Genomic DNA, 14383 nt, shown 5'->3' with positions numbered 1-14383 from the left:
GGCGGTGTCCGGCCACTGTCCAGAGTGTTCGGCCAGTCCACCCGGCCAGGAAATGTGCGCCGGTCGGGCAGTGGCGCGGGGTCCGTCGATCCCCATGGTTGGTGGCGCGGTCACGCTCCGGAGTCGGACCGGGGTGGGTCGGGTACGCCGTACGGCCCGGCACGTCACGGGACGTGCCGGGCCGGTCGTGGGTACGTCAGGCGCGGCTGCGGTACGCCTTGACGATGCTGTCGGCGACGTCCCAGAGCACGACCAGCACCGTGCCGGCGACCACGACGGCGGTGACGGTGTCCAGGTTGTCGCCCTCGCGGAACCAGGCGAACCGTTGCACCAGCTCGGGGTTGATCAGCCGGTCGGTCAGCAGCAGCCAGATCACCGGCACCGCGAACGCCAGGTCGAGCAGGAGGTTGGCCGCGACCAGCGGCCAGGTCCAGCGTCCGACCCGGTACTTGACGATCTCGAAGCCGATGTTGGTGATCAGCACGGCGATCAGGAACGGCAGCCAGAAGCTCCACAGCGCCGGGTCGAGGACCGGCACGTCGCCGCCCTCGCCGTCGGGGACGTAGGACCGGTAGTGCTGCCACGGCAGGTAGGCGATGACGAGCACGAGCCAGCCGATCGCCGCGCCGGTGTCGGTCAGCGGGATCTGCCGGTCGACGCGCTCCTCCGGCAGTTGGTCGACGGTCCATCCGGGCAGGTCCAGGGGGACGTTGAGGCGCTCCAGCACCGCGAAGACCAGGGTGACCCAGAAGCAGAGGTGGAGCGCGACCATGAAGGCGGCGACGATGCCCTCGCCGATCGCCCCGCCGGCGTTGCCGTTGACGGCCGAGAGCGCGCCCACGATCACCCCGACCGTCGCCGGCAGGAAGCTGAGCAGTCGCTTCAGCAGCCGCTCCCAGGCCAGGTAGTACGTCGGGCCGACGAGGTACAACCGGCGGTCGGCGTAGCGGGCGGCGAGCTGTGCCGGGTCGCCCAGTTCGGTGAGCACCTCCCGTTCGGCGGCGGCGGTGTCCTGCCCGTCCGCCGTCCGGGCCTCGACCATGTCGTCGATCGAGGCGCGTAGCTCGGTGGCGATCTCCTCGCGTCGCGCGACGGGCACCGAGCGCAGGGTGGCGGCGAGGTACCGGTCGGTCAGGGACGTCATCGGGCGACTCCTTCAATCAGTCCGGTCAGTGAAGTCTGCACGGTGGAGAGGTCGTCCAGGAGACGGCTGAGCACCGATTCGCCCTCCTCACTGGTTCGGTAGAACTTGCGTGGTCGGCTTTCCTCGGTGTTCCACTCGCTGGTCAGCAGCCCCTGCTCCTCCAGCCGCCGCAGGAGCGGATAGAGCGTGTTGGCGTCGACCGGGAAGCCGTGGGCGGAGAGGCGTTGCAGCAGCGCGTAGCCGTAGTCGGGGCGGCGCAGGGCGACCAGGCTCGCCACCACCACGGTGCCCCGACGCAACTCCTGGAGGTGCGTTCGCAGGATCTCATCGCTGACCATGCGTCACACGATACTGTGTGTCACACACCATTGTCCACCGCTACATCGTCGTGCAGGTGCGTATCAGTGTGTTTGCCGCTGATGGTGCGTGGCGTACGTGCCGCCGGCGGGGCGCTGCCGGTGGCACGCCGGTCCGTCTACTGTCGAGCCGGAGCACGTCGGGTGCCGGTGACGGGCGGAACCGGTGGCGGGGGTGGTGCGGTGACCAGTCCGGAACGGATCGGGTCCTACCGGATCGAGCGGCTGCTCGGCGCAGGCTCGTTCGCGACGGTCTGGCTGGGCCACGACCCGGTGCTCTGCTCCTCGGTCGCGATCAAGGTGCTGGCCGAGAACTGGCACCACGACCTGCGGGTCCGGGAACGCTTTCTCGACGAGGCCCGCCTGCTGCGCCGGCTCGACGACGAGCGGCTGGTCCGGGTCCACGCGGTCGGGGAACTGGCCGACGGGCGACCGTACTCGGTGATGGTCCTGGCCGACGGCGGCAGCCTGCGGGACCGGCTGGCCGCCGGTCCGCTGCCCGTGCCGGTCGCCCTGGACCTGCTGGCCGAGATCGCCGCCGGCGTCGCCGTGCTGCACCGCCACGGTGTGGTGCACCGCGACCTGACCCCCGGCAACATCCTCTTCCGGTCCCACCCCGACGGCGAGCGGGTGCTGGTCGCCGATCTCGGGCTGGCCAAGGCGCTCGCCGCGGCCTCCGGCCTCACCGCCCGGGCCGGCACCCCCGGCTACATGGCACCGGAACAGGACGACCCGCTCGCGGTCGTCGACACCCGCGCCGACGTGTACGGGCTGGGCCGGCTCGGCGTACGGCTCCTCGGCGCGGACGCGCGTCGGAACCCGCCGGCCCCGCCGGCCCCGCCGGGCCCGGACGGTACGGTCCGGCTACGCGCGGAGGTTCCGCCGCAGGTGGCGGACGTGCTGCGCCGGGCCACCGCGCTCCGGCCGGCCGACCGTCACCGGGACGCCGAAGCCTTCCGCGCGGCCCTGCGGCACGCCGCCGCGTCCGCGCGCCGACCCGCTCCCGGGTCGGAGGCCGGCCGACCCGCTTCCGGGTCGGGGGCCGGCCGACCCGGACCGGCCTCCGGCGACGGGCCGGCCGCGTCCACCCCGACGTCCGGATCGAGCGGGCCCCCGGCCCGGACCGGACGCCCGTGGACGCGCCAGGCACGCACGGTGAGCGGCAGTTCCCCGCCTCCGACGTCCGGGGCGGGACCGGCCGGCCGGCGGTTCGCGGCGACGGTGGTGGGCGGGGCGGTGCTCGTCGCGGTCGGAACCCTGGCCGGGGACACGGCGACCGTCCGGGACGCGCACATCGGGACGAGTGGGCCGATCACGGTCGTGCTGCCCCCGGGATGGCGGGCCGTCGGCACCGGCTGGGCCGGCCAGTACGGCGCCGACGGAAGCCTCGAACCCGCCCTGGTGATCTCGCCCGACCCGCGCCGGTGGGCGGCCGACCCGACCGTGCCGGGCGCCTTCGTCGGCCTGTCCGCCAGCACCGCCGCGCGGACCACCCCCGCCGGCTTCGTCGCCGAACGCCCCCACGCGTCCTGCGCCGCCGCGCCCGTGCGGCGTACCCGCCGGGCGGGCGTGGACTGGGTGGTGGCCCGGTTCACGTGCGAGCGGGGCAGGCCCGTCGTCGTCGAGGCCGCCGGGCTGGGACCCGACCGCACCGGACTGATCTACGTGCAGGTCGTGCCCCCGGCGGGCAGCGACGCTGCTTTCGTCGACCGGCTGCTGGCCGGGGTGCGGGTGCGGTAGGCCCGCGTCAGCGCACCACCACCGTGATCGGGTAGGTCGTGCCCTCCTGCGGGATCCGCACGGTGACCGTGCCCGGACGGACGAACCGGATGTCGACCACCCCGCCCGCGTAGTTGCGGGAGACCAGGTCCTCCCGGTCCACGGTCACCTCGCCGGGGCCGATCCCGATGATCCGCAGCACCGCCCCGGTGGCGAAGCAGAGCGCCGGCACCAGCGCCAACTCGGTCTCGGCCAGCACCAGGTCGTACCGGACCGCCCCCTCACAGGAGTCGGGCAGGCGGGTCGGTGAGGTCGTCACGGTCGGCGTCCGCGTGGACGCCGGCGGCGTCGGACGGCGGGACGTGGGGGCGGCGACCGGTCTGCGCGTGGTGGGGGGCGGGGCCGCCGACGTCGGGGCCGGCGCGGATGGCCCCGGGGTGGGGGTGGCCGCCATGGACGGCGGCTGGACGGGCAGCGGCGAGACGGGTACGTCGCCACCGCCACCGCATGCCGTCACCGCTCCGGCCAGCACCACGGCGAGCACCGTGACCGGGCCGAGCCGTCCGCCCGCTTCGCCCTGCCGGCGGACCGGGCGACCAGCGGTACGCCGCCCACCGGCCGGGTGGGCTCGATGGTCGGCTTCCACGGTCACCGCCCCTCCCCGGCGGTCGGCGCTGCGGACAGGCGCAGCCGGAGTTGCCGGCGGGCCTCGTGGACCCGCGACTTGACGGTCCCCTCGGGCAGGTCGAGCAGCGCGGCGATCTCCCGGTAGCCCAGCCCGAGGACGTCGCGCAGGGTCACCGCCTCGGCGAGTTCGGGACGGACCGTGTCGAGCGCGTCGAGCAGGTCGAGCCGGGTGCCGGCGACCACGCTCGTCCGGCGCGGGTCGGGCGGATCCGGCAGCGGCACGCCGCCGGCCTCCACCAGCCACCGGCGGCGCAGCGCCCGGTAGGTCGAGCGGGCCCGGTTGGCGGTCAGCCGGTGGAGCCAGGTGTGGAACGACGACCGGCCTTCGAACCGGGTGATGCCCTGGGCCAGCGCGAGCAGCGCGTCCTGGCACGCCTCCTCGGCGTCCTCCCGGTGCGGCAACAGCCGGGCGCAGAGGCGCAGCACCTCCGGGCGGACCGCGGCCAGCAGGGCGTCCCGCGCCGCCGGGTCCCCGCGCGCCGCCGATCCGGCCAGCTCCTCGACACCGTCCGGAAGGGGCATCCTCGTCCAATGGTCGTCGGGTGTGGTCCGGCAAGGCTACGACGGCCGTCGCCCGGCTTCCCGGTCGAGTCCGGCAACCGACTGTCGATCCGTCGCCAACAACTGGTCGGCGAGATCAGCGGCACCGGTCGGCGGGACGCGTGGCGGTCGAGAGCCGGGATCCGGGGCGGGGCTAGGCTAGGCCGACTGCCAAAGATCAGACCCGGGGGGCGCTCTGCATGGCCGACTCGTTCGCGCATCTGCACGTGCACACGGAGTATTCGATGCTCGACGGTGCGGCCCGGCTGAAGGACCTCTTCGCCGAGGCGAGCCGACTGGGCATGCCGGCGGTGGCGATGACCGACCACGGCAACATGCACGGCGCGCACGACTTCTACAAGCAGGCCATGGCCGCCGGGATCACCCCGGTGCTCGGCATCGAGGCGTACGTGGCGCCGGAGTCGCGCTTCCACAAGCAGCGGGTCAAGTGGGGCCGGCCGGAACAGAAGAGCGACGACGTCTCCGGTAGCGGTGGTTACACCCACAAGACCATCTGGGCGCGGAACAAGACCGGTCTGCACAACCTCTTCACGCTCACCTCGAAGGCGTACACCGAGGGGTTCTTCGTCAAGTGGCCCCGGATGGACACCGAGCTGATCGCCGCGCACGCCGAGGGTCTGATGGCCACCACCGGCTGCCCGTCGGGTGAGGTGCAGACCCGGTTGCGCCTCGGCCACGACGCCCAGGCCCTGGAGGCGGCGGCGAAGTACCAGGAGATCTTCGGCAAGGAGAACTACTTCCTGGAGTTGATGGACCACGGCCTCGACATCGAGAAGCGGGTCCGCGACGGGCTGCTGGAGATCGGCAAGAAACTGGCCATCCCGCCGGTGGTCACCAACGACTCCCACTACACCCACGAGGCGCAGGCCGAGTCGCACGACGTGCTGCTCTGCGTCCAGACCGGCAGCAACATCGCCGACCCGAACCGGTTCAAGTTCGGCGGCAGCGGCTACTTCATCAAGTCCGCCGAGGAGATGCGCGCGGTCGACGGCTCGGACGTCTGGCTGGAGGGCTGCCGCAACACCCTGCTGGTCGCCGAGCGGGTCGACCCGAGCGGCATGTTCGAGTTCCACAACCTGATGCCGCGCTTCCCGGTGCCGGACGGGGAGACCGAGGAGTCCTGGTTCCGCAAGGAGACCTTCAAGGGGCTGGCCCGCCGCTTCCCGAACGGCATCCCGGAGGGGCACGTCGTCCAGGCCGAGTACGAGCTGGGCGTCATCATCCAGATGGGCTTCCCGTCGTACTTCCTCGTGGTCGCCGACTTCATCCAGTGGGCGAAGAGCCAGGGCATCGCGGTCGGACCGGGCCGGGGCTCGGCGGCCGGCTCGCTGGTCGCGTACGCGCTCGGCATCACCGACCTGGACCCGATCCCGCACGGCCTGATCTTCGAGCGGTTCCTGAACCCCGAGCGGGTCTCCATGCCGGATGTCGACATCGACTTCGACGAGCGTCGACGCGGTGAGGTGATCAAGTACGTCACCGACAAGTGGGGCGAGGACAAGGTCGCCCAGATCGCCACCTTCGGCACGATCAAGGCGAAGGCCGCGATCAAGGACTCGGCCCGGGTGCTCGGCTACCCGTACGCGGTCGGCGACCGGATCACCAAGGCGATGCCCCCGGCGGTGATGGGCAAGGACATCCCGCTGTCCGGCATCTTCGACCCGAAGCACCCCCGCTACGCCGAGGCCGGCGAGATCCGGGGCCTGTACGAGTCCGACCCGGACGTCAAGAAGGTCATCGAGACGGCCAAGGGCATCGAGGGGCTGATCCGGCAGACCGGCGTGCACGCCGCCGGCGTCATCATGTCCGCCGAGCCGATCATCGAACACATCCCGCTGATGCGCCGGGACTCGGACGGGGTGATCATCACCCAGTTCGACTACCCGACGTGCGAGTCGCTCGGGCTGTTGAAGATGGACTTCCTCGGCCTGCGCAACCTGACGATCATCGACGACGCGGTCAAGAACATCCAGCTCAACCACGGCAAGGACCTCGACCTGCTGGGCCTGGAGCTGGACGACAAGGCCGCCTACGAGCTGCTGGCCCGGGGCGACACCCTGGGCGTGTTCCAGCTCGACGGCGGGCCGATGCGGTCGCTGCTGCGGCTGATGAAGCCGGACAACTTCGAGGACATCTCCGCCGTCCTCGCGCTCTACCGGCCCGGCCCGATGGGCGTGGACTCGCACACCAACTACGCGCTGCGCAAGAACGGCCTCCAGGAGATCACCCCGATCCACCCGGAGCTGGAGGAGCCGCTGCGGGAGATCCTCGCCCCGACCTACGGGCTGATCGTCTACCAGGAGCAGGTGCAGCGCGCCGCGCAGATCCTCGCCGGCTACAGCCTCGGCCAGGCCGACCTGCTCCGTCGGGCGATGGGCAAGAAGAAGAAGGAGATCCTCGACAAGGAGTTCATCCCGTTCCGGTACGGCTGCCGCGAGCGCGGCTACTCCGACGAGGCGATCCAGGCGGTGTGGGACGTGCTGGTGCCGTTCGCCGGCTACGCGTTCAACAAGGCGCACTCCGCCGCGTACGGGCTGGTCTCCTACTGGACGGCGTACCTCAAGGCGCACTATCCGGCCGAGTACATGGCCGCGCTGCTGACCTCGGTCGGTGACGACAAGGACAAGATGGCGCTCTATCTCTCCGAGTGCCGCCGGATGCGGATCCAGGTCCTGCCGCCGGACGTGAACACCTCCGCCGGGCCGTTCACCCCGGTCGGCAAGGAGATCCGCTTCGGTCTCGGCGCGGTGCGCAACGTCGGCGCGAACGTGGTCGCCTCGATCATGCGCTGCCGGGAGGAGAAGAGCGAGTACACCGACTTCTACGACTTCCTGTCGAAGGTCGACGCGGTGGTCTGCAACAAGAAGACCATCGAATCCCTGATCAAGGCCGGGGCGTTCGACGCGCTGGGGCACCCCCGTAAGGGCCTGCTCGTCGTGCACGCCGAGGCGATCGACGCGTACGCCGACGTCAAGCGCAAGGAGGCGGTCGGCCAGTACGACCTCTTCGGCGCCGGGTTCGGGGACGCCGACACCACCAGCACGACCGTGATGCCGGTGATCGGCGAGAGCGAGTGGGACAAGCGGGACAAGCTCGCCTTCGAGCGGGAGATGCTCGGTCTCTACGTCTCCGACCACCCGCTGTTCGGGCTGGAACACGTCCTCGGCGCGGCGGCGGACTGCACCATCGCCGCGCTGTCCGAGGAGGGCTCGGTGCCCGACGGGGCGGTGGTCACCCTCGCCGGCATCCTCTCCGGGGTGCAGCGCCGGGTGACCAAGCAGGGCCGGGCCTGGGCGTCGGCCACCCTGGAGGACCTGGCCGGTGGCGTGGAGACGCTGTTCTTCCCCAACACCTACGAGGTGATCGGCCAGTACATCGCCGAGGACGCGATCGTGGTGGTCAAGGGACGGGTGGACCGCCGGGACGACACCCCCCGGATCATGGCGATGGACATGCAGCTGCCGGACGTCACCAGCAACCCGGGCAGCAAGCCGGTCACCCTGACCATCCCGGTGCACCGGTGCACCCCGCCCCTGGTGGAGCGCCTCAAGGAGACCCTGGTGCTGCACCCAGGCGACACCGAGGTGCACGTGAAGCTCCTCAACGGCGGCAAGGTCACCACGCTGCGGCTCGGTCCGTTCCGGGTGGCCGCCACCACCGCGCTGATGGGGGACCTGAAGAGCGTGCTCGGTCCGGCGAACGTGAGCTGAACCCGCCCGACCCGGGCCGTCCGCGAGGTGGTGAGGGCCGGGACGCTGTCGAGCTGCCCCGTTCGTGCTACCGGTCCGGGCCATCCGTGACCCCTGTGCGTACCGGGAGCCAGGGGTCGGTGATTGGCTGTAACCGCGCCCCGGCCGCGCGGCTAGCGTCGGACGCATGGATCTGGACGAGGCGCGGAAGCTGTGGCAGCCGGAGCCCGGGTGGCTGAACACCGCCACCTACGGGCTGCCGGCCGAACCGACCTGGACGGCCGTCCAGGAGTCGCTGGCCCGGTGGCGGGTCGGCCACAACGTCGTGGACGTGTGGAACGCGGCGGCCGAACGCTCGCGGGCGGCGTTCGCCCGGCTGGTGGACGTACCGGCCGGGGACGTGGCGATCGGAAGCGCGGTGTCCCAGCTGCTGGCCCCGGTCGCCGCGGCGTTGCCCCCGGGCGCGCGGGTGGTGGTGCCGGAGGTCGAGTTCGTCAGCAACCTCTTCCCCTGGCTGGTGCAGGCCGACCGGGGCGTCGAGGTGCGGACGGTGCCGCTGGAGAAGCTGGTCGACGCCATCGACGACGGCACCGACCTGGTCGCGTTCAGCCTGGTGCAGTCCGCGGACGGGCGGGTCGCCCCGTACGACGAGATCGTGGCCGCCGCCCGCGCGCACGGTGCGCTGGTGTCGGTCGACGCCACCCAGGGCTGCGGCTGGCTGCCCTTCGACGCCGGTCAGGCCGACGCGGTGGTGGTCGGGGCGTACAAGTGGCTGACCGCCCCGCGCGGCGTGGCCCTCGGCTACCTGGCGCCTCGGCTGCGGGACCGGATGCGACCGGACGCCGCCGGCTGGTTCGCGGGCGGGGAGCCGGAGGGCTCCTATTACGGGCCGCCGCTGCGCCTGGCCGAGGACGCCCGGCGGTTCGACATCTCCCCGGCCTGGTTCTGCTACGTCGGGGCGGCCCCGGCGCTGGAACTCCTCGCCGAGATCGGGGTGCCCGCGATCCGGGACCACGACGTGGCCCTGGCCAACCGGTTCCTCGACGGCCTGGGACAGCCGCCGGGGGAGAGCGCGATCGTCGTCGTCGACGTTCCGGGGGCGCAGGAGAAGCTGGAGCGGGCTGGCGTGCGGGCCGCCGTCCGGGCCGGGCGGGTCCGGGCGTCCTTCCACCTCTACACCACCGAGGCGGACGTGGACCTCGCGCTGAACGCGCTTACCGGCTGATGGCACCAGTGGCGCCACCACATGTCGACGTGGTGGGTCGCCGGTGCGACGACGGTCCGGGCCCGTTCTCCCATGGTGGGCGAGCCCGGGTGGTCGTACCGGAATGTATGTGAGATCGACATAGTTCGAGATCGCCGCCGCCCCGTAGGTTTCCTGCACGCGACGATCCTGTGACCGCTGTCACCGATCCGGTCGTCGCCGTCGACCTGCGGAGGGTGTGGCGATGGTCGGGCAGGGACTGCTGTCGGCGCGAGGGCTGACCCGGGACTTCCGGGGCTTCCGGGCCGTGGACCGGGTCGACCTCGACGTCGTCGAGGGAACCGTGCATGCCCTGGTCGGACCGAACGGGGCCGGCAAGACCACCCTGTTCAACCTGCTCACCGGGTTCCTGCGCCCCAGTGGCGGGCGGATCCTGCTCGACGGGCGGGACATCGGCGGCCTGCCCCCGGAACGGGTCGCCCGACTCGGCGTCGCCCGGTCCTTCCAGATCACCAGCCTCTTCCCGCAGCTCTCCGCCCGCGAACACGTGGCGCTGGCGTTGCAGAGCCCCAGCGGCCTGGGCTGGCGGTTCTGGCGCTCGGCACGTCTGATGCGCCGCTACACCGCCCGGGCCGACGAACTGCTCGCCGAGGTCGGGCTCGCCGACCTGGCCGAGACGCCTGCCGACGCCCTCGCGTACGGGCGCAAGCGGGCCCTGGAACTGGCCATCGCCCTCGCTCTCGACCCCCGCGTCCTGCTGCTCGACGAGCCGACCGCCGGGATGGGCCTCGAGGACGTCGACCGCACCGTCGAGCTGGTCGCCCGGGTCCGTGCCGGCCGAACCGTGGTGATGGTCGAACACAACATGAGCGTCGTGGGCCGGCTGGCCGACACCGTCACCGTGCTCCAGGCCGGCAAGGTCCTGGTCGAGGGTCCGTACGAGCAGGTCCGTGCCGACGAACGCGTGATCACCGCCTATCTGGGAGCCGCCCATGGAGCCACCGACGGAGCGACCGATGCTGCGCGTTGACGACCTCTCCGCCTGGTACGGCGAGGCACGGGTGCTGCGCGGCGTGAGCCTCACCGTCGCCGCAGGCGAGGTGGTCACCCTGGTCGGGCGCAACGGGGCCGGCAAGTCCACCCTGCTGCGCTGTGTGATGGGGCTGCACCCGGGCCGCAGCGGGACGGTCACCCTGGACGGCCGGGACGTCGGCCGGCTGCCGGCGCACCGCCGGGCCCGGCTGGGCCTGGGCTGGGTCCCCGACGACCGGGGCGCGTACGCCACGCTCACCGTCACCGAGAACCTGACGCTGCCGCCGACGGTGGGCCCCGACCCGTGGCCGCTGGAGCGGGTCTACGAGGCGTTCCCCGCCCTGTACGCCCGCCGCGACTCGGCGGCCACCCAGCTCTCCGGTGGTGAGCAGCAGATGCTCGCCCTGGCCCGGGTGCTGCGGATGGGCGCCCGGCTGCTGCTCTGCGACGAGCCGACCGAGGGACTGTCGCCCCTGCTGGTGGGGCAGGTCGGCGACATCCTGCGGCAGGCCAAGGAGCACGGCGTGACCGTGCTGCTGGTCGAGCAGAACCTGCACTTCGCCACCGGCGTCGCCGACCGGCACTACCTGCTGGCCGAGGGACGTGTGGTGGAGGCGATGGACAACTCCGAGGTGCGCTCGCGGGAACGCGAGCTGCTGTCGTACCTCGGCATCTGACGACGACCCGCGCCGTCACGCGCGGATGGAGGGATGACCATGCGCAGGACCATGTTGGTGGCCGCCGGGTCGGCGGCCGCGCTGCTGGTGGCCGGCTGCGGCGGGGGAGGGCCACAGTCCTCCGGCGACAGCAAGCTCAGCGGCGACAAGATCGTGCTGGGCGTGCTCAACGACCAGTCCGGTGCCTACCTCGAACTGTCCGGGAAGAACTCGGTGAAGGCCGTGGAGATGGCGATCGCCGACTTCAAGAAGAAGCACGGCGACGACGCGGTGACCAAGGACATCACCGTGGAGACCGCCGACCACCAGAACAAGCCGGACATCGCCAACACCAAGGCGAACGAGATGTACGACCGCAAGGGCGTGGACCTGATCCTCGACGTGCCCACCTCGTCGGCGGCGGAGAAGGTGGCCGACGTGGCGAAGGAGAAGAAGAAGCTCTACTTCAACATCGGCGCGGCCACCACCACGCTCACCGGCGCGAAGTGCAACAAGTACACCTTCCACTACGCGTACGACACGTACATGCTCGCCAACGGCACCGGCCGGAACACCACCGAGCAGGGCGCGAAGAACTGGTACGTGCTCTACCCGAATTACCAGTTCGGGCAGGACATGGAGCGCAGCTTCTCCAACGCGATCACCGCGGCCGGCGGGAAGGTGCTGGCGAAGGACGCCGCGCCGTTCCCGAACACCAGCGGCGACTACTCGACGTACCTGCTCAAGGCCCCTGGCCTGAACCCGAAGCCGGACGTGCTCGGCACCATGCAGGCCGGCGCCGAGCTGGTCAACGTGGTCAAGCAGTACAACGAGTTCAAGCTCCGGGAGAAGGGCGTCGGCCTGGCGGTCGGGCTGATGTTCCTCACCGACATCCACTCGCTCACCCCGGACGCCCTGGCCGGCACCACCTACACCGACGCCTGGTACTGGAACTTCGACCAGCGCAACCGGGAGTTCGCCGACCGGTTCAAGGCCGAGACCGGCACCCGGCCCACCTTCGCCCACGCGGCCAACTACTCCGCCGCCACCCAGTACCTGGAGGCGGTGCAGGCCGCCGGCACCGACGACGCGGACACCATCGTCAAGGCGCTGGAGGGCAAGACCATCGACGACGTCTTCCTCCGGAACGGCAAGATCCGGGCCGAGGACCACCGGGTCGTGCACGACGCCTACCTCGCCCAGGTCAAGCCGGCAGCCGAGGTCACCGAGGAGTGGGACTACGTGAAGATCCTCAAGACCATCCCGGCGGCGGAGGCGTTCGCGGCCCCGTCTCCGGACTGCCGGATGTGACGTCGCCGTGACCGGCTTCCTTCTCAACACGTTCAACGGGTTGGTGAGCGGGGCGTTCTACGCCCTGCTCGCCCTCGGGCTCGCGGTCATCTTCGGCATGCTGCGGGTGGTCAACTTCGCCCACGGCGCGTTCTACATGCTCGGCGCGTTCGGGGCGTACGTGCTGCTCAGCGAGGCCGGAGTGCCGTTCTGGGCGGCCCTGGTGATCATGCCGATCGGGCTGGGCCTGTTCGGCATGCTGCTGGAGCGGGCCTTCATCCACCGGCTCACCCGGCTCGACCCGCTCTACAACTTCCTGCTCACCTTCGGCCTGACGCTGATCCTCCAGGACCTGGTCAAACTCCGGTACGGCGCGATGTCCAGTCCGTACGCCACCCCGGCCGAACTGGACGGGTCCGTCGACTTCGGACTGTTCGACTTCCCCACCTACCGGGTGTTCATCCTCGGCTTCGCCGTCGCGGTCTGCGTGGCCGTCTGGTGGCTGCTCGGCCACACCCGGATCGGCATGGTCGTCCGGGCGGCCACCGAGCGCCCCGAGCTGACCCGGGCGTTCGGCATCGACGTCGGCAAGTGGATCACCCCGGTCTTCGGCTTCGGCATCGCCCTGGCCGGGCTGGCCGGGGTGCTCGCCGCGCCGATGCGGGCGGTCAACCCGTTGATGGGCGCCGACCTGATCATCGTGGTCTTCGCGGTGGTGGTGATCGGCGGTCTCGGCTCGATCTTCGGCTCGGTCGCCGCCGGCTTCGGTATCGGGCTGGTCCAGGCGTGGGGCGAGGCGTACCTGTCGGAGTGGCCGATCGTCGCCCAGACGACCGTGTTCATCGTGATGGCCGTGGTGCTGCTCTGGCGTCCGTCCGGCCTGTTCGGTCGAGAGGAGGCCCCGGCATGACCACCGTGGCCGACACCGAGCCCAGCGCGAAGCGCACACCCTCCGCGCTGGCCGCCGTCGCCCGTTCCCCCCGTTGGCTGCGGTACGCGCTGCTCGCCGTCGGGCTGGCCGTGGCGTTCCTGCTGCCCAACGTCCTCTACCCGCCGGTCGCGGTGGACATCCTCTGCTGGGCGCTCTTCGCCGTCTCGGTGGACCTGCTGCTCGGCTACACCGGGCTGATGTCGTTCGGGCACGCCGCCTTCTGGGGCACCTCGGCGTACGTCACCGGGCTGGTCGCCATCAACGCCGGCCTGCCGTTCCCGGTGGCGGTGCTGCTCGGCGCGCTCGCCGCCGCGGTGCTCGCGGTGCCGATCGGCTACCTGGCGGTGAGCCGTACCGGCATCTACTTCGCCATGGTGACGTTGGCGTTCGCGCAGATGGTCTACTTCATCGCCAACGAGTGGCGCTCGGTGACCCGGGGCGAGAACGGCCTCCAGGGGGTGCCCCGGGAACTGTTCGGCCTCGACCTCACCGACGACTACTACTATTACTACGCTGCGCTGCCCATCGTGCTGCTCGGGCTCGCCGCCGCCTGGCGGATCGTGAACTCGCCCTTCGGTCGGGTACTGATCGGCATCCGGGACAACCCGGCCCGGGCCCGCGCGCTCGGCTACCCGGTCCGTCAGTACAAGCTGACCGTCTTCGTCCTCTCCGGCTTCATCGCCGGGCTGGGCGGCGGCCTGTTCGCCATCGGGCACCGGTTCGTCTCACTGGACGCCCTGCACTGGACCACCTCCGGCAAGGCGGTGATCGTCGTGGTGCTCGGCGGCATCGGCACCCTCTGGGGTGGGGTGCTCGGCGCGGCCATCCTGGTCCGGCTGGAGGACTGGCTCTCCTTCTCCGGGTTCGAGGCGATCAACCTGGTCACCGGGACCATCTTCGTGCTGGTCGTGCTGCTGTTCCGGCGCGGCATCTGGGGCAGCGTGGCGGCGCTGGCCGCCCGCTGGCGCCCCGGGCGTCGCGAGTGAGGGTGCCCCGACTTGCCGGAGGAACCGCCTCTGACCAGGAAAAACCTGGTCTGAGGCGGTTCCGGACCGGTGGTCGGTCGCCCTAGGCTGGACGCGGGATCCGACGCGCCACCCCCGGCAGGATCGCA

The 14383-nt window shown here is 71.4% G+C and carries 12 protein-coding genes; 8 read left to right on the top strand and 4 right to left on the bottom strand.

Annotated elements, in window-relative coordinates; genetic code table 11:
* Positions 1-196: 196 nt before the first annotated feature.
* Together GA0070618_RS32255 and GA0070618_RS32250 are read right to left on the bottom strand one after the other, a co-directional pair.
* Entirely contained in the window at positions 197-1144 is a 948-nt protein-coding gene (locus tag GA0070618_RS32255) for a permease prefix domain 1-containing protein (protein ID WP_088985012.1), read from the bottom strand.
* A complete protein-coding gene (locus GA0070618_RS32250) occupies positions 1141-1482 on the bottom strand; it encodes a PadR family transcriptional regulator (RefSeq protein ID WP_088985011.1) in 342 nt (113 codons plus the stop codon). The genes GA0070618_RS32255 and GA0070618_RS32250 overlap by 4 nt, the downstream gene beginning before the upstream one ends.
* Before the next feature lie 201 nt (positions 1483-1683).
* On the opposite strand from GA0070618_RS32250, the gene GA0070618_RS32245 reads away from it, so the two are divergent.
* Entirely contained in the window at positions 1684-3240 is a 1557-nt protein-coding gene (locus GA0070618_RS32245) for a serine/threonine-protein kinase (protein WP_088985998.1), read from the top strand.
* A gap of 7 nt (positions 3241-3247) precedes the next feature.
* Here GA0070618_RS32245 and GA0070618_RS32240 read toward each other — a convergent pair whose 3' ends face one another.
* Positions 3248-3871 (bottom strand): hypothetical protein, encoded by a 624-nt coding sequence (locus GA0070618_RS32240; protein ID WP_088985010.1) that lies wholly within the window; start codon positions 3869-3871, stop codon positions 3248-3250.
* Positions 3868-4428, bottom strand: a complete 561-nt coding sequence (locus tag GA0070618_RS32235; RefSeq protein ID WP_088985009.1) for an RNA polymerase sigma factor — start codon at positions 4426-4428, stop codon at positions 3868-3870. Before GA0070618_RS32235 ends, GA0070618_RS32240 begins: the two co-directional genes overlap by 4 nt.
* A gap of 218 nt (positions 4429-4646) precedes the next feature.
* Here GA0070618_RS32235 and dnaE point away from each other — a divergent pair, with 218 nt between their 5' ends.
* The 7 genes from dnaE (at position 4647) to GA0070618_RS32200 (ending at position 14255) form a co-directional block, all read left to right on the top strand.
* Complete coding sequence (gene dnaE, locus GA0070618_RS32230) at positions 4647-8177, top strand: DNA polymerase III subunit alpha (protein ID WP_088985008.1); 3531 nt, start codon at positions 4647-4649, stop codon at positions 8175-8177.
* A gap of 166 nt (positions 8178-8343) precedes the next feature.
* Positions 8344-9381, top strand: coding sequence for an aminotransferase class V-fold PLP-dependent enzyme (locus GA0070618_RS32225; protein WP_088985007.1), 1038 nt, complete (start codon positions 8344-8346; stop codon positions 9379-9381).
* A gap of 223 nt (positions 9382-9604) precedes the next feature.
* Entirely contained in the window at positions 9605-10390 is a 786-nt protein-coding gene (locus GA0070618_RS32220) for an ABC transporter ATP-binding protein (protein ID WP_088985997.1), read from the top strand.
* Entirely contained in the window at positions 10377-11069 is a 693-nt protein-coding gene (locus tag GA0070618_RS32215) for an ABC transporter ATP-binding protein (RefSeq protein WP_088985996.1), read from the top strand. The genes GA0070618_RS32220 and GA0070618_RS32215 overlap by 14 nt, the downstream gene beginning before the upstream one ends.
* Before the next feature lie 33 nt (positions 11070-11102).
* Complete coding sequence (locus GA0070618_RS32210) at positions 11103-12359, top strand: ABC transporter substrate-binding protein (protein WP_088985006.1); 1257 nt, start codon at positions 11103-11105, stop codon at positions 12357-12359.
* A 7-nt stretch (positions 12360-12366) separates the two neighbouring features.
* Entirely contained in the window at positions 12367-13248 is an 882-nt protein-coding gene (locus GA0070618_RS32205; protein WP_088985005.1) for a branched-chain amino acid ABC transporter permease, read from the top strand.
* On the top strand, positions 13245-14255 hold the full coding sequence (locus GA0070618_RS32200; RefSeq protein ID WP_088985004.1) for a branched-chain amino acid ABC transporter permease: 1011 nt from the start codon (positions 13245-13247) through the stop codon (positions 14253-14255). Before GA0070618_RS32205 ends, GA0070618_RS32200 begins: the two co-directional genes overlap by 4 nt.
* Positions 14256-14383 lie beyond the last annotated feature (128 nt).

This window comes from Micromonospora echinospora, from assembly GCF_900091495.1.
Taxonomy (GTDB): domain Bacteria; phylum Actinomycetota; class Actinomycetes; order Mycobacteriales; family Micromonosporaceae; genus Micromonospora; species Micromonospora echinospora.
This window is presented reverse-complemented; position numbering and strand designations above follow the sequence as displayed.

Coding starts and splice junctions, on each gene's coding strand:
- GA0070618_RS32225 (WP_088985007.1), top strand. CDS start 8,344: ATGGATCTGGACGAGGCGCGGAAGCTGTGGCAGCCGGAGCCCGGGTGG.
- GA0070618_RS32250 (WP_088985011.1), bottom strand. CDS start 1,482: ATGGTCAGCGATGAGATCCTGCGAACGCACCTCCAGGAGTTGCGTCGG.
- GA0070618_RS32200 (WP_088985004.1), top strand. CDS start 13,245: ATGACCACCGTGGCCGACACCGAGCCCAGCGCGAAGCGCACACCCTCC.
- GA0070618_RS32255 (WP_088985012.1), bottom strand. CDS start 1,144: ATGACGTCCCTGACCGACCGGTACCTCGCCGCCACCCTGCGCTCGGTG.
- GA0070618_RS32220 (WP_088985997.1), top strand. CDS start 9,605: ATGGTCGGGCAGGGACTGCTGTCGGCGCGAGGGCTGACCCGGGACTTC.
- GA0070618_RS32215 (WP_088985996.1), top strand. CDS start 10,377: ATGCTGCGCGTTGACGACCTCTCCGCCTGGTACGGCGAGGCACGGGTG.
- dnaE (WP_088985008.1), top strand. CDS start 4,647: ATGGCCGACTCGTTCGCGCATCTGCACGTGCACACGGAGTATTCGATG.
- GA0070618_RS32210 (WP_088985006.1), top strand. CDS start 11,103: ATGACCATGCGCAGGACCATGTTGGTGGCCGCCGGGTCGGCGGCCGCG.
- GA0070618_RS32235 (WP_088985009.1), bottom strand. CDS start 4,428: ATGCCCCTTCCGGACGGTGTCGAGGAGCTGGCCGGATCGGCGGCGCGC.